Annotated in this window: 14 protein-coding genes; 13 read left to right on the forward strand and 1 reads right to left on the reverse strand. The window is 60.0% G+C overall.

Annotated features, from left to right (window positions below):
- Window positions 1-441: 441 nt before the first annotated feature.
- The 12 genes from arcD (at window position 442) to P2T68_RS29350 (ending at window position 14939) form a co-directional block, all read left to right on the forward strand.
- Window positions 442-1869: an arginine-ornithine antiporter gene (gene arcD / locus P2T68_RS29295; protein ID WP_277378658.1), complete on the forward strand. Its 1428-nt coding sequence runs from the start codon at window positions 442-444 to the stop codon at window positions 1867-1869.
- 24 nt (window positions 1870-1893) lie between these two features.
- Complete coding sequence (gene arcA, locus P2T68_RS29300) at window positions 1894-3150, forward strand: arginine deiminase (RefSeq protein WP_024077126.1); 1257 nt, start codon at window positions 1894-1896, stop codon at window positions 3148-3150.
- A gap of 69 nt (window positions 3151-3219) precedes the next feature.
- A complete protein-coding gene (locus P2T68_RS29305) occupies window positions 3220-4230 on the forward strand; it encodes an ornithine carbamoyltransferase (RefSeq protein WP_024077127.1) in 1011 nt (336 codons plus the stop codon).
- Window positions 4231-4378: 148 nt separating this feature from the next.
- Window positions 4379-5308 carry a carbamate kinase gene (gene arcC, locus P2T68_RS29310; protein ID WP_168232537.1) on the forward strand — a complete coding sequence of 310 codons (930 nt, stop codon included), beginning with the start codon at window positions 4379-4381 and terminating at the stop codon, window positions 5306-5308.
- An 18-nt stretch (window positions 5309-5326) separates the two neighbouring features.
- Window positions 5327-5689 (forward strand): DUF5064 family protein, encoded by a 363-nt coding sequence (locus tag P2T68_RS29315; protein ID WP_024077129.1) that lies wholly within the window; start codon window positions 5327-5329, stop codon window positions 5687-5689.
- 189 nt (window positions 5690-5878) lie between these two features.
- The gene (locus P2T68_RS29320; protein ID WP_024077130.1) at window positions 5879-7387 is read left to right on the forward strand and encodes a sigma-54-dependent transcriptional regulator; all 1509 of its coding nucleotides are present in this window, start codon (window positions 5879-5881) and stop codon (window positions 7385-7387) included.
- A 413-nt stretch (window positions 7388-7800) separates the two neighbouring features.
- Entirely contained in the window at window positions 7801-8184 is a 384-nt protein-coding gene (gene gcvH / locus P2T68_RS29325) for a glycine cleavage system protein GcvH (protein ID WP_024077131.1), read from the forward strand.
- 10 nt (window positions 8185-8194) lie between these two features.
- Entirely contained in the window at window positions 8195-11044 is a 2850-nt protein-coding gene (gene gcvP / locus P2T68_RS29330) for an aminomethyl-transferring glycine dehydrogenase (RefSeq protein ID WP_277378659.1), read from the forward strand.
- A gap of 158 nt (window positions 11045-11202) precedes the next feature.
- Window positions 11203-12579, forward strand: a complete 1377-nt coding sequence (locus P2T68_RS29335; RefSeq protein ID WP_024077133.1) for an L-serine ammonia-lyase — start codon at window positions 11203-11205, stop codon at window positions 12577-12579.
- Between the two features lie 39 nt (window positions 12580-12618).
- On the forward strand, window positions 12619-13743 hold the full coding sequence (gcvT, locus tag P2T68_RS29340; RefSeq protein WP_069076931.1) for a glycine cleavage system aminomethyltransferase GcvT: 1125 nt from the start codon (window positions 12619-12621) through the stop codon (window positions 13741-13743).
- A gap of 387 nt (window positions 13744-14130) precedes the next feature.
- Window positions 14131-14343, forward strand: coding sequence for a cold-shock protein (locus P2T68_RS29345; protein ID WP_024077135.1), 213 nt, complete (start codon window positions 14131-14133; stop codon window positions 14341-14343).
- Between the two features lie 107 nt (window positions 14344-14450).
- A complete protein-coding gene (locus P2T68_RS29350; RefSeq protein WP_024077136.1) occupies window positions 14451-14939 on the forward strand; it encodes an RDD family protein in 489 nt (162 codons plus the stop codon).
- A 135-nt stretch (window positions 14940-15074) separates the two neighbouring features.
- Here the strand turns inward: P2T68_RS29350 and nadA are convergent, their stop codons facing one another.
- Complete coding sequence (gene nadA, locus P2T68_RS29355) at window positions 15075-16133, reverse strand: quinolinate synthase NadA (RefSeq protein ID WP_024077137.1); 1059 nt, start codon at window positions 16131-16133, stop codon at window positions 15075-15077.
- Between the two features lie 640 nt (window positions 16134-16773).
- On the opposite strand from nadA, the gene P2T68_RS29360 reads away from it, so the two are divergent.
- Window positions 16774-17634 (forward strand): ParA family protein, encoded by an 861-nt coding sequence (locus P2T68_RS29360; RefSeq protein WP_106118574.1) that lies wholly within the window; start codon window positions 16774-16776, stop codon window positions 17632-17634.
- Window position 17635: the final 1 nt, after the last annotated feature.

The following is a 17635-nucleotide window of genomic DNA, read 5'->3' on the forward strand; positions in this document are numbered from 1 at the left end:
CTCCTGAATCAATAACGTTTGAGCTGACAACCGTGCACTCAACTAATTAACTCAGCGAGTGTAGCGTTTATTAAAGACCGCGATAAAACTGCCACGCTCATAACTCAAGGGCATGACAGTTTTCATAGTTTAGGCTTATTTAGAATTTAAATACGACGAATACTTTGTCGCCTCCAAGCTACTTATCGTCGCCTTTTGGAAAAGTTTGCACATTCAGAAAAAAGGACTAGCTTCAAACGTCCACGCATTGCACTAAAAGATTGACCATACCGCACAGATCGCTCTGGAAAGCGCCTTTGCGAAGAAAAGTGCTGCCCGCGGCTTTTCAGCCTAAGTCATTAATTCACAATGGAATGTGCCAATGATGTGATCTGAGTCAGCTGTTTGAATAGCGCACGGAATTATTCTGTGGTCTCTCTTCTCCTGCATTGGAGTTATGCAATGTCTGAATCTGCCGGAAAACTTCGACTCGGTGCACTGGTTGCACTTGTCGTGGGTTCAATGATTGGCGGCGGGATCTTCTCCCTGCCGCAAAACATGGCGGCCAGTGCCGATGTTGGCGCTGTCCTGATTGGTTGGGTCATCACGGCCGTGGGTATGTTGACCCTCGCCTTCGTGTTTCAGACGTTGGCCAACCGCAAACCCGACCTCGACGGCGGCGTATATGCCTACGCCAAGGCCGGGTTTGGCGACTACATGGGGTTCTCGTCCGCCTGGGGGTACTGGATCAGCGCCTGGCTGGGTAACGTCGGCTATTTCGTGCTGCTGTTCAGCACCCTCGGTTACTTCTTCCCGATCTTTGGCGAGGGCAACACCCCGGCCGCGGTGATCGGCGCCTCGGTCCTGCTCTGGGCCGTGCATTTCCTGGTACTGCGCGGGATCAAGGAGGCGGCGTTCGTCAACCTGGTGACCACCGTCGCCAAGATCGTGCCGCTGGTGCTGTTCGTGTTGATCGCCGTGTTCGCGTTCAAGCTGGACATCTTCACCGCTGACATCTGGGGCCTGAAAAACCCGGACCTGGGCAGCGTGATGAACCAGGTGCGCAACATGATGCTGGTCACCGTGTGGGTGTTCATCGGCATCGAAGGCGCGAGCATCTTCTCGGCGCGTGCCGAAAAACGTTCGGATGTGGGCAAGGCCACCGTGATCGGTTTTATCACCGTGCTGCTGTTCCTGATGCTGGTGAACGTGCTGTCCCTCGGGATCATGACCCAACCGGAACTGGCCAAGTTGCAGAACCCATCGATGGCTGCCGTGCTGGAGCATGTCGTGGGCCACTGGGGCGCCGTGTTGATCAGTGTCGGCCTGGTTATCTCGCTGCTCGGTGCGTTGCTGTCGTGGGTGCTGCTGTGTGCGGAGATCATGTTCGCCGCCGCCAAGGACCACACCATGCCGGAGTTTTTGCGCCGCGAAAACGCCAACCATGTGCCGGCCAACGCCCTGTGGCTGACCAACGCGCTGGTCCAGGTATTCCTGGTGATCACGCTGTTTTCCGCCAGCACCTACCTGTCGCTGATCTACCTCGCCACCTCGATGATCCTGGTGCCTTACCTGTGGTCCGCTGCCTATGCGCTGCTGCTGGCGGTACGTGGCGAGACTTACGAAAACGCCGCGGGCGAACGCAGGAAAGACCTGGTCATCGGCGCGATCGCGCTGATCTATGCGGTCTGGCTGCTGTATGCCGGCGGCACCAAATACCTGCTGCTCTCCGCCCTGCTCTATGCCCCCGGCGCGATCCTGTTCGCCAAGGCCAAGCATGAACTGGGCAAACCGATTTTCACCAACGTCGAGAAGCTGATTTTCGTCGCAGTGGTCATTGGCGCCCTGGTGGCCGCCTATGGGCTCTACGCCGGCTTCCTGACTATGTAATTGTTGCTCACTGGAGGATCTGTAATGACCACGGAAAAAGTGAAGTACGGCGTACATTCCGAAGCCGGCAAACTGCGTAAAGTCATGGTGTGCTCCCCAGGTTTGGCCCACCAGCGGCTGACCCCCAACAACTGTGATGAATTGCTGTTCGATGACGTGTTGTGGGTGGCGCAGGCCAAGCGCGACCATTTCGATTTCGTCACCAAGATGCGCGAGCGGGACATTGATGTGCTGGAAATGCACAACCTGCTGACCGATATCGTTGCCAACCCCGAAGCCCTGGACTGGATCCTGGAGCGCAAGATCACCTCCAACACCGTCGGTCTGGGCCTGGTCGATGAAGTCGGTTCCTGGCTGCGTAGCCTGGAGCCCCGCAAGATCGCCGAGTTCCTGATTGGTGGCGTGTCGGCCGATGACCTGCCGAGCAGCTTCGGTGGCAAAACCATCGAGATGTTCCGCGACTTCCTCGGCCACGCCAGCTTCATTCTGCCGCCGCTGCCCAACACCCAGTTCACCCGCGACACCACTTGCTGGATCTACGGCGGCGTGACGCTCAACCCGATGTACTGGCCGGCGCGACGTCAGGAAACCCTGCTGGCCAGCGCCATCTACAAATTCCACCCCGAGTTCACCAACGCCGACTTCCAAATCTGGTATGGCGACCCCGACCAGGAACACGGTGCCGCCACGCTGGAAGGTGGCGACGTCATGCCGATTGGCAATGGCGTGGTGTTGATCGGCATGGGCGAGCGCTCATCCCACCAGGCCATCGGCCAGTTGGCGCGCAACCTGTTCAAGAACAAAGCCGTGGAACGGGTGATCGTTGCCGGCCTGCCAAAATCCCGCGCGGCGATGCACTTGGACACCGTGTTCAGTTTCTGCGACCGCGACCTGGTCACCATCTTCCCCGAAGTGGTCAGCCAGATCGTGCCCTTCACCCTGCGCCCTGACGAGAGCAAGCCACACGGCATCGATATTCAACGGGAGAAAACCAACTTCCTCGAAACCGTGGCCGCAGCGCTCAACCTCAAGGCCCTGCGGGTCGTCGAAACCGGCGGCAACAGCTTCGCTGCCGAACGCGAGCAGTGGGACGACGGCAACAACGTGGTCGCCGTGGAGCCGGGCGTGGTCATCGGCTACGACCGCAATACCTACACCAACACCCTGCTGCGCAAGGCCGGCGTGGAAGTCATCACCATCAGCGCCGGTGAACTCGGCCGGGGCCGGGGCGGCGGCCACTGCATGACCTGCCCGATCATCCGCGACCCTATCGACTACTAACTTTCAAACCTTGGCCGCCGCTCATAAGGCGTCGGCCCAGGGGATAACCTGAACAGAAGGAGATCCACCATGGCTTTCAATATGCGCAACCGCAGCCTGCTGTCGCTGATGCACCACACCACCCGCGAACTGCATTACCTGCTGGACCTGTCCCGCGACCTCAAGCGCGCCAAATACACCGGCACCGAGCGTCCACACCTGCAAGGCAAGAACATCGCGCTGATCTTTGAAAAAACCTCGACCCGTACCCGCTGCGCGTTCGAAGTGGCAGCCCACGACCAGGGCGCTCACGTCACCTATATCGACCCGGTGTCGTCGCAGATCGGCCACAAAGAAAGCATGAAAGACACCGCCCGCGTGCTCGGCCGCATGTTCGATGCCATTGAATACCGTGGCTTCGAGCAGGAAATCGTCGAAGAGCTGGCCAAGTTTGCCGGCGTGCCGGTGTTCAACGGCCTGACCGCTGAATTCCACCCGACCCAGATGATCGCCGACACCCTGACCATGCGCGAACACAGCGACAAGCCGCTGCATGACATCAGCTACGCCTACCTGGGTGACGCACGCTACAACATGGGCAATTCGCTGCTGATGATCGGCGCCAAGCTGGGCATGGACGTGCGCATCGGCGCGCCAAAAGCCCTGTGGCCCCATGAAGATTTCATCAAGCAGTGCCAGGCCTTTGCCGAAGAAAGCGGCGCGCGTATCACCATCACCGAAGACCCAAAAGAAGCGGTCAAAGGCGTGGACTTTATCCACACCGATATCTGGGTCTCCATGGGTGAGCCGGTGGAGGCGTGGGACGAACGTATCGAGCAGCTGCTGCCGTACCAGGTCAACACCAAGATGATGAAAGCCTCGGGCAACCCGCGCGTGAAGTTCATGCACTGCCTGCCGGCGTTCCATAACAGCGAGACCAAGGTCGGCAAGGACATCGCCGCGCGTTATCCGAACCTGGCCAATGGTGTGGAAGTGACTGAAGAAGTGTTCGAGTCGCCGGCCAACATTGCCTTTGAGCAGGCGGAAAACCGCATGCACACCATCAAGGCGATCCTGGTGTCGGCACTCGCGGATATCTAAACCCTGCTGCGATCCCACTGTAGGAGCGAGCTTGCTCGCGAAAAATTCAAGGGCACCGCGTTCATTCAGGATGGGCGCGTTATCGTTGACCTCCTTCGCGAGCAAGCTCGCTCCTACAAAGGATTACGAGCTCTAGAAGGATTGCATTATGCGCATCGTCGTAGCCCTGGGCGGCAACGCCCTCCTGCGCCGTGGTGAACCCATGACCGCAGACAACCAACGCGCCAATATCCGCATTGCCACCGAACAGATCGCCAAGATCCACCCCGGCAACGAGCTGGTCATCGCCCACGGCAATGGCCCGCAGGTCGGCCTGCTGTCGTTGCAGGCTGCGGCCTACACCAGCGTATCGCCCTACCCGCTGGACGTGCTCGGTGCGGAAACCGAAGGCATGATCGGCTACATCATCGAACAGGAACTGGGCAACCTGCTGGACTTCGAAGTGCCCTTCGCCACCCTGCTCACCCAGGTCGAAGTGGACGCCAACGACCCGGCCTTCCAGCACCCCAGCAAGCCCATAGGCCCGGTGTACTCCAAGGCCGAAGCCGAGCAACTGGCCGCTGAAAAGGGCTGGGCGATCGCCCCGGATGGCGATAAATACCGCCGCGTCGTGGCCAGCCCGCGGCCGAAACGCATCTTTGAAATTCGCCCGATCCAATGGCTGCTGGAAAAGGGCAGCATCGTGATCTGCGCCGGCGGCGGCGGTATTCCAACGATGTATGGCGAAGACGGCAAGCTCAAGGGTATTGAAGCGGTCATCGACAAAGACCTGTGCTCATCGCTGCTGGCATCGCAACTGGAAGCCGATTTGCTGGTGATCGCCACCGACGTCAACGCGGCGTATATCGACTTTGGCAAACCGACCCAGAAGGCTATCGGCCAGGCCCACCCGGATGAAATGGAAAGACTCGGTTTCGCCGCCGGCTCCATGGGGCCCAAGGTGCAAGCAGCCTGCGAGTTCGCCCGCCAGACTGGCAAAACCGCAGTGATCGGTTCACTCTCCGACATCGAAGCCATCGTCCAGGGCAGTGCCGGCACACGCATCAGCACGGCAACACCTGGCATCACCTATCTGTGAAGTAGAGGAGATACGCCTATGGCCACCTTTGAACCCGGTCACTTGCACGTTGAACGTCACGCGCTGAATACCCAGGACTACAGCTACAACCTGTGTATCGACTACGAAATCAGCCAGGACCCAAAGGAAGGCAAGGGCATGCTGTTCAAGCTGCACGGCTCGGTGCAGGGCAAGGACCTCAAGGAAGAGTTCTTCCTGCCCAAGGACCAGGCCTTCGACTTTGCGCGGCATGCGATGAACATCGCGCAGAAATACGGCATGCCGAAGATCGCCGTGTTGAATGGATCGATGCACAAACAGTACGACCAGATGTTCGAGGATGTACGGCATCAACTGGATGTGAAATCCGGCGACCCGATCAAGCCTGAACACTTGGAATAACCCGGTTGCACTGACACAACACTGCTCAAAATGTGGGAGGGGGCTTGCTCCCGATGGCGGTGGACCAGCTGACTGACACACCGCCATCGGGAGCATGTTGAATCGTCGCACCGCCCCTCCCATATTTTGATCTCCATCCGCGCCAAGGCATACTTGCCGCCTCTCGCTCCCCAGAATTGTTAGCGCCCCATGCGTATCCACGTCAGCTTCATCGACCGCGTCGGCATCACCCAGGAAGTCCTGGCCTTGCTCGGTGGGCGCAATCTCAACCTGGATGCCGTGGAAATGGTGCCGCCCAACGTCTACATCGACGCGCCGACCCTGAGTGCCGAAGTCCTTGAAGAGTTGCGCGATGCGCTGTTCAGCGTGCACGGCGTCCAGTCGGTCACCGTGGTCGACATCCTCCCCGGCCAACGTCGCCACCTGCAACTCGACGCCCTGCTGGCGGCCATGACCGACCCGGTACTGGCCCTGGACAGCGCCGGCACGATCCTGCTGGCCAACCCGGCGTTGATCGCCCTGTATGGCCGCGAGCCGGCCGGGGAAAGCATTGCCGAGCTGTTCAATGACCCCGCGTTGCTGGACACCTTGCTGGAACAGGGCTTTCGTTTGCCGTTGCGCGAAATCAACGTCAACGGCCAGACCCTGTTGCTGGATGCCACCCCGATCACCGATGCCGGCGCCCTGCTCACGCTCTATCAGCCCAACCGCATCGGCGAGCAATTGTCTGCGCTGCACCACGACCATGCCGAAGGCTTCGATGCACTGTTGGGCGAGTCCCCGGTGATCCGCACCCTCAAGGCGCGCGCGCAGCGGGTGGCCGCGCTGGATGCACCGCTGTTGATCCAGGGCGAGACCGGTACCGGCAAGGAACTGGTGGCACGCGCCTGCCATGCCATCAGTGCGCGGTACAGCGCACCGTTCCTGGCGCTGAACTGCGCGGCGCTGCCGGAGAACCTCGCCGAAAGCGAACTGTTCGGTTATGCCCCCGGTGCGTTTACCGGCGCCCAGCGCGGTGGCAAGCCGGGGCTGATGGAGCTGGCCAACCAGGGCACGGTGTTCCTGGATGAGATCGGTGAGATGTCGCCGTACCTGCAGGCCAAGTTGCTGCGCTTTCTCAACGACGGCAGCTTTCGCCGGGTCGGCGGTGATCGCGAAGTGAAGGTCAATGTGCGCATCCTCAGCGCGACCCACCGCGACCTGGAAAAGATGGTCAGCGAGGGGACTTTTCGCGAAGACCTGTTCTATCGGCTCAACGTGCTCAACGTCGAAGTGCCGCCCCTGCGCGAGCGCGGCCAGGACATCCTGCTGCTGGCGCGCTACTTCATGCAGCAGGCCTGTGCCCAGATCCAGCGACCGGTGTGCCGCCTGGCGCCCGGCACGTATCCGGCGCTGCTCGGCAACCGCTGGCCGGGCAATGTGCGGCAGTTGCAGAACGTGATCTTCCGCGCAGCTGCCATCTGCGAAAGCAGCCTGGTGGACATTGGTGACCTGGATATCGCCGGCACCTCGGTCGCCCGCCAAAGCGATGGCGAGGTCGACAGCCTGGAACAGGCTATGGACGATTTCGAGCGCAACCTGCTGGAGAAGCTCTACACCAGCTACCCCTCGACCCGTCAACTGGCGAGCCGCCTGCAAACCTCCCACACCGCTATCGCCCATCGCCTGCGCAAGTACGGCATCCCGAACAAGCCCTGAGCCGGGCTCTGCCCACTGCAGGCGCAAGCTTGCTGGCGAAAGCCCCAAGGGTGCTGCGTTCATCCAGGCTGCTTGCGTCATCGTTGACGATCTTCGCGAGCAAGCTCGCGCCTACAGGGTCGCGTTTCAAAAAAGGGTCTGAGAACGACATCCACTGTACTGAAAGCGCTACAGTGGAACGATATCGCTACAACCCTGTTTTTTACGCGCCATGCAAGGCTTTGATCCACATAGGCTTTTTTTAGACGGCCGGACTGTAGCGAAATCGCTACAGGCAAAACGCATAACGTCATAACCCATTTTATTAACCTATTGATTTGTAACGAATTAATAACATTGGCCGCAATATTGCTAAGCAACTCCCCATTATTCCAATCCCGTCCACCAGACGAATCTGGCCCCGAGGAGTTTCCATGAGCGAGTTGCGTTTCACTGAAGATCACGAATGGCTGCGCGCCGAAGCTGACGGCAGCGTCACCGTGGGTATCACCGCTTTCGCGCAGGACGCGCTGGGTGATGTGGTTTTCGTGCAACTGCCAGAGTTGCAGGCCTACGCCAAGGGCGCCGAAGCGTCCACCGTTGAGTCGGTCAAGGCCGCCAGCGGCGTGTACATGCCATTGGACGGTGAAGTGCTGGAAGTGAACGACAAGCTCGACGGCAGCCCGGAACTGGTCAACGAAGACCCGATGGGCGAAGGCTGGTTCTTCCGCTTTAAACCAGCCGATGCCGAGGCTATCGCTAAACTGTTGGATCAGGATGCGTACGACCGCCTGATCAAAGCCAACGCCGAAGCCTGAGGAGCGCGCCATGAGTATCAACCTGAGCACCGCCAACGAATTCATCGCCCGCCATATCGGCCCGCGCCAGGACGATGAGCAGCAGATGCTCGCCAGCCTGGGTTTTGACTCCCTGGAAGCCTTGAGCGCCAGCGTGATCCCGGAAAGCATCAAGGGCACCAGCGTGCTCGGCCTGGAAGATGGCCTGAGCGAAGCCGAGGCACTGGCCAGGATCAAGGCGATCGCAGGCAAGAACCAACTGTTCAAGACCTATATCGGCCAGGGCTACTACAACTGCCATACGCCGTCGCCGATCCTGCGCAACCTCCTGGAAAACCCGGCCTGGTACACCGCCTACACCCCGTACCAGCCAGAAATCTCCCAAGGCCGCCTGGAAGCGCTGCTGAACTTCCAGACCCTGATCAGCGACCTCACCGGCCTGCCGATCGCCAACGCCTCCTTGCTCGACGAAGCCACCGCGGCCGCCGAAGCCATGACCTTCTGCAAGCGCCTGAGCAAGAACAAAGGCAGCAATGCCTTCTTTGCCTCGATCCACAGCCACCCGCAAACCCTCGATGTGCTGCGCACCCGTGCCGAGCCATTGGGCATCGATGTGGTGGTGGGCGATGAGCGCGAACTGACCGACGTCAGCCCGTTCTTCGGGGCACTGCTGCAATACCCGGCCAGCAACGGTGACGTGTTCGACTACCGTGAACTGGCTGAACGCTTCCATGCCGCCCATGCGCTGGTGGCGGTAGCCGCCGACCTGCTGGCCCTGACCCTGCTGACCCCACCGGGTGAGTTCGGCGCCGACGTGGCCATTGGCAGCGCGCAACGCTTCGGCGTGCCGCTGGGCTTCGGTGGCCCGCACGCAGCGTACTTCTCCACCAGGGATGCGTTCAAGCGCGATATGCCGGGGCGTCTGGTCGGTGTATCAGTCGACCGCTTCGGCAAGCCGGCCCTGCGCCTGGCCATGCAGACCCGCGAGCAACATATCCGCCGCGAGAAAGCCACCAGCAACATCTGCACCGCCCAAGTGCTGCTGGCCAACATCGCCAGCATGTACGCCGTGTACCACGGCCCTAAAGGCCTGACCCAGATCGCCCAGCGCATTCACCACCTGACCGCGATCCTGGCCAAGGGCTTGACCACCTTGGGCCTTCAGGTTGAACAAGCCACCTTCTTCGACACGCTGACACTGGCCACCGGCACTCACACCGCCGCGCTGCACGACAAAGCCCGCGCCCAACGCATTAACCTGCGGGTCGTGGACGCTGCGCGACTGGGCCTGTCGTTGGATGAAACCACCACCCAGGCCGATATCGAGACCCTGTGGAGCGTATTGGCCGACGGTAAAGCCCTGCCGGACTTCGCCGCCCTGGCGGCCAGCGTCGACAGCACCCTGCCCGCCGCGCTGCTGCGCCAGTCGCCGATCCTCAGCCACCCGGTGTTCAACCGTTATCACTCGGAAACCGAGCTGATGCGCTACCTGCGCAAGCTGGCCGACAAGGACCTGGCACTGGACCGCACCATGATCCCGCTGGGTTCATGCACCATGAAGCTCAACGCCGCCAGCGAAATGATCCCGGTGACCTGGGCTGAATTCGGTGCCCTGCACCCCTTCGCCCCAGCCGAGCAAAGCGCCGGCTACCTGCAATTGACCTCTGACCTGGAAGCCATGCTCTGCGCGGCCACCGGGTACGACGCGATCTCCCTGCAACCGAACGCCGGTTCCCAGGGTGAGTACGCCGGTCTGTTGGCCATTCGCGCCTATCACCAGAGCCGTGGCGAAGCCCGTCGCGACATCTGCCTGATCCCATCGTCGGCACACGGCACCAACCCGGCCACCGCCAACATGGCCGGTATGCGCGTGGTCGTCACCGCCTGCGATGCCCGGGGCAACGTGGATATCGAAGACCTGCGTGCCAAGGCCATCGAGCACCGCGAACACCTCGCCGCGCTGATGATCACCTACCCGTCCACCCACGGTGTGTTCGAGGAAGGCATCCGCGAAATCTGCGGGATCATCCACGACAACGGCGGCCAGGTGTACATCGACGGCGCGAACATGAACGCCATGGTCGGCCTGTGCGCACCGGGCAAGTTTGGTGGCGACGTGTCCCACCTGAACCTGCACAAGACCTTCTGCATCCCCCACGGCGGTGGCGGCCCGGGCGTCGGCCCGATTGGCGTCAAATCGCACCTCACGCCATTCCTGCCGGGCCACGCGGCCATGGAGCGCAAGGAAGGCGCGGTGTGCGCAGCGCCTTTTGGCAGCGCAAGCATCCTGCCGATTACCTGGATGTACATCAGCATGATGGGCGGTGCGGGCCTCAAGCGTGCGTCGCAACTGGCGATCCTGAATGCCAACTACATCTCCCGTCGCCTGGAAGAGCACTACCCCGTGCTGTACACCGGCAGCAACGGCCTGGTAGCGCATGAATGCATCCTGGACTTGCGCCCGCTGAAAGACAGCAGCGGCATCAGCGTGGATGACGTGGCCAAGCGCCTGATCGACTTCGGTTTCCATGCACCGACCATGTCGTTCCCGGTCGCCGGCACCTTGATGATCGAGCCCACCGAAAGTGAATCCAAGGAAGAACTGGACCGCTTCTGCGACGCGATGATCGCCATCCGCGAAGAAATCCGAGCGGTGGAAAACGGCACCCTGGACAAGGACGACAACCCACTGAAAAACGCCCCGCACACCGCGGCGGAACTGGTGGGCGAATGGAGCCACCCATACAGCCGTGAACAGGCGGTGTACCCGGTAGCTTCGTTGATCGAAGGCAAATACTGGCCACCGGTTGGCCGGGTCGACAACGTGTTTGGCGATCGCAACCTCGTATGCGCGTGCCCTTCGATCGAGAGCTACGCGTAATCAAATGTGGGAGGGGCGGTGCGACGATTCGACTTGCCCCCGATGGCAGAGTGTCAGTTGATAGATCGGGTGACTGACACACCCTCATCGGGGGCAAGCCCCCTCCCACACTTGACCGCGTATGACCTCAAGAACAATAAGAAACCGGAGAACAACTCATGTCGTTAAGCGTGTTCGACCTGTTCAAGATTGGCATCGGCCCCTCCAGCTCCCACACCGTCGGCCCTATGCGCGCGGCCGCTCGATTCGTCGAGGGCCTCAAGCGGGACAACCTGCTGAGCGCCACCGCCGGCATCAAGGTGGAACTCTACGGCTCCCTCGGCGCCACCGGTAAAGGCCACGGCAGCGACAAGGCCGTGCTGCTGGGCCTGGAAGGCGAACACCCGGACACCGTGAACACCGAAACCGTGGCCGCACGCCTGGCGCAGATGCGCAGCGACGGTCGCTTGAACCTGCTCGGCGAACACAGCATTGCGTTCAACGAGAAAGAACACCTGGCAATGATTCGCAAACCCCTGGCCTACCACCCCAACGGCATGATCTTTCGGGCCTTTGACGCCGCGGGTATCCAGATTCGCAGCCGCGAGTACTACTCGGTCGGCGGCGGGTTCGTGGTGGATGAAGACGCCGCCGGCGCCGACCGGATCGTCGAAGACACCACCCCCCTGACCTTCCCCTTCAAGCACGCCAAGGACTTGCTTGGCCATTGCGCCACCTACGGGCTGTCCATCAGCCAGGTGATGCTGACCAACGAAAGTGCCTGGCGCCCTGAGGCAGAAACCCGCGCCGGCTTGCTGAAGATCTGGCAAGTGATGCAGGACTGTGTGAGCGCCGGTTGTCGCAACGAAGGCATCTTGCCGGGCGGCTTGAAGGTCAAGCGCCGCGCCGCCGCCCTGCATCGCCAACTGTGCAAGAACCCCGAATCGGCCCTGCGCGACCCGCTGTCGGTACTCGACTGGGTCAACCTGTACGCCCTGGCGGTCAACGAAGAAAACGCCAACGGCGGCCGCGTGGTCACAGCGCCCACCAATGGTGCCGCCGGGATCGTGCCGGCAGTGCTGCATTACTACATGCGCTTTATCCCGGGCGCGAATGAAGACGGCGTGGTGCGCTTCCTGCTCACCGCCGCCGCCATCGGCATTTTGTACAAGGAAAACGCGTCGATCTCCGGGGCCGAAGTTGGCTGCCAGGGCGAAGTCGGCGTGGCGTGCTCCATGGCGGCCGGCGCACTGTGCGAAGTGTTGGGCGGCAGCGTTTCCCAAGTGGAAAACGCCGCCGAGATCGGCATGGAACACAACCTCGGCCTGACCTGCGACCCGATTGGCGGCTTGGTACAGGTACCGTGTATCGAGCGCAATGCCATGGGTTCGGTCAAGGCGATCAATGCCGTGCGCATGGCCCTGCGCGGCGATGGGCAGCACTTTGTATCCCTCGACAAGGTCATCCGCACCATGCGCCAGACCGGCGCCGACATGAAAAGCAAATACAAGGAAACCGCCCGTGGCGGTTTGGCGGTCAACATTATCGAGTGCTGACGCCCAACTGCGCGCCAGTACGTTTTTCAGGAGCTGAATATGTCCACCGAAACCCTGTTGAAAACCCCATTGCACGCCCTGCATATCGAGCTGGGCGCGCGCATGGTGCCTTTCGCCGGCTATGACATGCCGGTGCAATACCCACTGGGCGTGATGAAGGAACACCTGCACACCCGTGAACAGGCCGGGTTGTTCGACGTGTCCCACATGGGCCAGATCCGCCTCACCGGCGCCAATGCCGCCAAGGCCCTGGAAACCCTGGTACCGGTCGACATCATTGACCTGCCGGTGGGCATGCAGCGCTATGCCATGTTCACCAATGACCAGGGCGGCATCCTCGATGACCTGATGGTCGCCAACCTGGGTAACGACGAGCTGTTCCTGGTGGTCAACGCCGCCTGCAAGGACCAGGACCTGGCGCACCTGCGTGCGCGGATCGGCGACCAATGCAGCATTGAGCCGCTGTTCGAAGAACGCGCCCTGCTGGCCCTGCAAGGCCCGGCTGCGGTGAAGGTACTGGCTCGCCTGGCACCTGAAGTCACGCAGATGACCTTCATGCAGTTCGCCTCCCTGCGCCTACTGGGCGTGGACTGCTACGTGAGCCGCTCGGGCTACACCGGCGAAGACGGCTTTGAAATCTCGGTGCCGGCCGCCAACGCCGAAAGCCTCGCACGCAGCCTGCTCGCCGAAACCGAAGTACAGGCTATCGGCCTGGGTGCGCGTGACTCGCTGCGCCTGGAAGCCGGCCTGTGCCTGTACGGTCATGACATGAACACCGACACCACGCCGATCGAGGCCAGCCTGCTGTGGGCGATCTCCAAGGCCCGTCGGGCTGACGGTGCACGTGCCGGCGGCTTCCCGGGCGCCGATCGCATCTTCACCCAGCAGCAGGCCGGCGTCAGCCGCAAGCGCGTAGGTCTGCTGCCCCAGGAACGCACCCCCGTACGTGAAGGCGCAGAGATCGTCGATGAACACGGCACCGTGATCGGCAGCGTATGCAGCGGTGGCTTTGGCCCGAGCCTGGGCGGCCCACTGGCCATGGGTTACCTGGACAGTGCATTCATCGCGCTGGATACCCAAGTCTCTGCGCTGGTGCGTGGGAAAAAGGTACCTCTTCGTGTAAGTAAAATGCCATTTGTGCCGCAGCGTTACTATCGTGGCTGATTGACTGTTCCTATAAGTAACGCGGTTGCGTTAATGTGTACTAATCTGTAACGCAACCGCCATAAAACAGTGCAGCAACGATAGTCTTTGTTAAAGGAATTAACCTATAACAAGTGACCCATTCTATCGAATAAGTCGCTTCCACATTATTCAACGAAGTGTCATGAGGCCAAGCAAAACCTGGGCTTTTGGCAGGGCTTGTTTTTTCTGCATTAGTTGTCGTAGAGTTTGTCCACTGTGTTTGCATGGGTCGCTTGGAACCTGACCTGGGCAGTAGCCAAAGCTTGCTACAACCCGTTCGACGTCTCTTACTTTCCTGCAACCCAGCCCAGTACTCTTTCATGCGAAGGGGCTGTCATCAATTTTTAGCGTCAAGGAAATAAGAAAATGTCTGAACGTAAGAGCGGTACCGTCAAGTGGTTTAACGACGAAAAAGGGTTTGGTTTTATCACTCCAGAAAGCGGTCCGGATCTGTTCGTACACTTCCGCGCTATTCAGGGCAACGGCTTCAAGAGCCTGAAAGAAGGCCAGAAAGTGACTTTCGTTGCTGTGCAAGGGCAAAAAGGCATGCAAGCTGATGAAGTGATCGCCGAAGGCTGATACTTCCCTGCGACAAAAAGCCCCTGATGTCACCATCAGGGGCTTTTTTATGGGCGCCGCAGGGGCATTGCCCCGTAAAATGCATTTTTTCTCCAGAGAGCCCTGCCATGTCAAAACCCCTGCTGAGCCCCCAAGGCGAGTTCCCCGCCGTTGGCCTGGGCCGTCGCCTGGCAGCGATGTTCTATGACTTCCTGTTGTGCACCGCACTGCTGATCGTCACCGCCTTCCTTTACAAACTGGTGTGGATCGCATTCGTGGGCGAAGCGAAAATGCGCACTCTCACCGAGTCCGGTGCGCTGGACGGCGACCCGCTGCTGTCGACCATTCTGTTCTTTGTGCTGTTTGGCTTCTTCGCCAAATTCTGGACCCATTCCGGGCAGACCCTGGGCATGCAGGTGTGGGGCGTGCGCGTACAGAACGCCGACGGCTCGCGGATCAGCCTGTGGCAGGCGCTGTTACGCTTTGTGGTGTCGATTGCGTCGTGGTTGTGCGTGGGGCTGGGGTTTATCTGGTCGTTGTTCGACAAGCAGAAACGCAGCTGGCATGACATCTACTCGGATACGCAGTTGGTGAGAATTCCGAAGCAAAAGAAATAACTCACTGCCTGCTGAACTCAAAATGTGGGAGGGGTTTGCCCCCGATAGCGGCTCTACATTCAATATTTCTATTGACCGACACACCGTCATCGGGGGCAAGCCCCCTCCCACATTTTTAACCGAGCTCGCTTCGTTTCAGGCGTTACCGGCCAGCTTCAGGCGCGCAGCCTGAGTGAAATCCAGCATGCGCTTGAGCGGCCGCACCGCCTGCGGGATCACCGAAGGCTCGACGAAGATCTCGTTACTGCCCTCACGCAGGCACTGCAAGGTGCGCTCCAGCGTATTCATCGCCATCCACGGGCAGTGTGCACAGCTGCGGCATGCCGCGCCGTTACCGGCGGTAGGCGCTTCGACGAAGACCTTGTCCGGGCACAACTGCTGCATCTTGTAGAAGATGCCGCGGTCGGTGGCGACGATGAAGGTCTTGTTGGGCAGACGCTGCGCCGCGGCAATCAACTGGCTGGTGGAACCCACCGCATCCGCCAACTCGATCACCGACGTCGGCGACTCCGGGTGCACCAGGATCGCGGCGTCCGGGTACAGCGCCTTCATATCTTCCAACTGCTTGGACTTGAACTCTTCATGGACAATGCAGGCACCGTCCCACAACAACATGTCGGCTCCGGTCTGGCGCTGGATGTAGGTACCCAGGTGCTTGTCCGGGCCCCAGATGATGGTCTCGCCGTTATCCATCAGGCTTTCGACGATTTCCAGCGCACAACTGGAGGTCACCACCCAATCCGCCCGCGCCTTGACCGCCGCCGAGGTGTTGGCATACACCACCACGGTGCGCTCGGGGTGCTGATCGCAGAACGCCGAAAACTCATCCACTGGGCAGCCCAGGTCGAGGGAGCACGTAGCTTCCAGGGTCGGCATCAGGATGCGTTTTTCAGGGGTGAGGATTTTGGCGGTCTCGCCCATGAAACGCACACCGGCGACCAGCACGGTCTTGGCCGGGTGGGCGGCGCCGAAACGTGCCATTTCCAGGGAATCGGAGACACAGCCGCCGGTTTCTTCGGCCAGGGCCTGAATCACCGGGTCGCAGTAGAAGTGAGCGACCAGCACCGCGTCCTGAGCTTTCAGCTCGGCGGCGATGGCGGTACGCAGGCCAGCCTCTTCATCGGCACTGAGGACCTTGGGCTGCTTGGCGTCGAGGTGGGCTTGAACCAGTAGGCGTTCGGAAATTTGCGTCATGTTCGCAAGACCTGCAGGCGCAGTTGCGCGAAAGTCGAGTGTACCACCGGCTCTGGAGCCCTTCGGGCGCCGCCGGACGAAGTGAGGGTGTTCATCAAGCACGGGTTAAGGTGAAGCTGGGCAAGGCTACAGAATATCGAATGGTTTCAAAAGCCTAATCTGGCGTTCGAGGCCGTGATAAGCGGGTAAAAAAACGGGAAACACCATCGCTGGTGTTTCCCGTTTTTTTATCTCGCTCAACGCCGACAGGGTTGATTCAGGCCAGGCGACAAACGTCAGAAGCGGTACGCGACCGAGGCACTGGCCTTGCTGTTACAAAAACTCGTCAAGGGCCGCATAAGCCGACCGCAGGAGGGCGAGAATCGCCTCCTCCACGGGGGCGTAGGACTCGGCATCTCACGGACGGCGCATGACACATCGACTTTTTCACAAGACAAAAAAAAACCCGGAAATCCTCACTTGCGTGGGCCTTCCGGATTTTCTAAACCGCCAAAAATGGTGGGTCGTGTGGGATTCGAACCTACGACCAATTGGTTAAAAGCCAACTGGTTTTCAGGTCTCGAAACCAATTGGTTATGGGTCAGAATCTACCCGATTTTCGATGCAGCCTCTAATGAATTCACATTAGAGGCTCTAAACCATGAAAATCACTGCGGTCGTTTCGACCAAAGGCGGCGTTGGTAAAACCACCATTGAGGCCAACCTCGGCGCATTCTGCGCGGACGCGGGCCTTCGCACCCTCCTAATCGATCTGGATCCCGCCCAGCCTTCGCTTTCCTCGTATTACCAATTGGTCGAGGAAGCTCAGGGCGGCATCTATGACCTGCTCGCGTTCAATATCACCGACTCCCTCAAGATCATCTCCAGCACGACGATTCCAAATCTGTCCCTGGTGATCTCGAACGACGTAAATAACCAATTGAACAGCTTGCTCCTGCAGGCACCGGACGGCAGATTGCGACTGGCCAACCTGATGCCGGCATTCGAAGGCTATTTTGACCTGGTACTGATTGACACCCAAGGTGCCAGATCGGCCATGTTGGAAATGGTAGTTCTCGCGTCTGACTTGGTCATATCCCCTCTTCCACCCAACATGCTCGCCGCACGCGAATTCAGCCGTGGAACCATGCAGATGTTGGATGGCCTCCGTGCATATGGGCGCCTGGGTATGAAAATTCCTCCCGTGCGGATCGCAATTAACAACCTTGATCAAACCACCGACGCGCAGGTGATCGAGCAGTCAGTCCGCGAAATATTCCAAGACAATGAAGAAATCAGCGTTTTGGACAGCATTATTCCCACTGCAGTGGTGTTTCGTAGCGCTGCGTCCCAAGGCGTTCCAGCACACCGCCTGGAATATCGCCAGCCTTCCAACCGCAAATCCCCAGCAGCCCTAGTAGTCATCCGGCAATTGGCCATTGAGCTCTTTCCAGAATGGCGCGACCGCTTCGAGGCCATGACCGAAGAGAAGGTGGCAAAATTGCTGAGGGAGGATCGTTGAG

It is taken from the genome of Pseudomonas sp. G11, assembly GCF_029457515.1.
Lineage (GTDB): Bacteria > Pseudomonadota > Gammaproteobacteria > Pseudomonadales > Pseudomonadaceae > Aquipseudomonas > Aquipseudomonas gorinensis.

Excerpts from the sequence above, each read along its gene's own strand:
- P2T68_RS29320 (WP_024077130.1), top strand. The coding sequence starts at position 5,879 with ATGCGTATCCACGTCAGCTTCATCGACCGCGTCGGCATCACCCAGGAA.
- gcvP (WP_277378659.1), top strand. The coding sequence starts at position 8,195 with ATGAGTATCAACCTGAGCACCGCCAACGAATTCATCGCCCGCCATATC.
- arcC (WP_168232537.1), top strand. The coding sequence starts at position 4,379 with ATGCGCATCGTCGTAGCCCTGGGCGGCAACGCCCTCCTGCGCCGTGGT.
- P2T68_RS29335 (WP_024077133.1), top strand. The coding sequence starts at position 11,203 with ATGTCGTTAAGCGTGTTCGACCTGTTCAAGATTGGCATCGGCCCCTCC.
- P2T68_RS29350 (WP_024077136.1), top strand. The coding sequence starts at position 14,451 with ATGTCAAAACCCCTGCTGAGCCCCCAAGGCGAGTTCCCCGCCGTTGGC.
- P2T68_RS29345 (WP_024077135.1), top strand. The coding sequence starts at position 14,131 with ATGTCTGAACGTAAGAGCGGTACCGTCAAGTGGTTTAACGACGAAAAA.
- P2T68_RS29315 (WP_024077129.1), top strand. The coding sequence starts at position 5,327 with ATGGCCACCTTTGAACCCGGTCACTTGCACGTTGAACGTCACGCGCTG.
- P2T68_RS29305 (WP_024077127.1), top strand. The coding sequence starts at position 3,220 with ATGGCTTTCAATATGCGCAACCGCAGCCTGCTGTCGCTGATGCACCAC.
- arcA (WP_024077126.1), top strand. The coding sequence starts at position 1,894 with ATGACCACGGAAAAAGTGAAGTACGGCGTACATTCCGAAGCCGGCAAA.
- gcvT (WP_069076931.1), top strand. The coding sequence starts at position 12,619 with ATGTCCACCGAAACCCTGTTGAAAACCCCATTGCACGCCCTGCATATC.
- arcD (WP_277378658.1), top strand. The coding sequence starts at position 442 with ATGTCTGAATCTGCCGGAAAACTTCGACTCGGTGCACTGGTTGCACTT.
- gcvH (WP_024077131.1), top strand. The coding sequence starts at position 7,801 with ATGAGCGAGTTGCGTTTCACTGAAGATCACGAATGGCTGCGCGCCGAA.
- P2T68_RS29360 (WP_106118574.1), top strand. The coding sequence starts at position 16,774 with ATGAAAATCACTGCGGTCGTTTCGACCAAAGGCGGCGTTGGTAAAACC.
- nadA (WP_024077137.1), bottom strand. The coding sequence starts at position 16,133 with ATGACGCAAATTTCCGAACGCCTACTGGTTCAAGCCCACCTCGACGCC.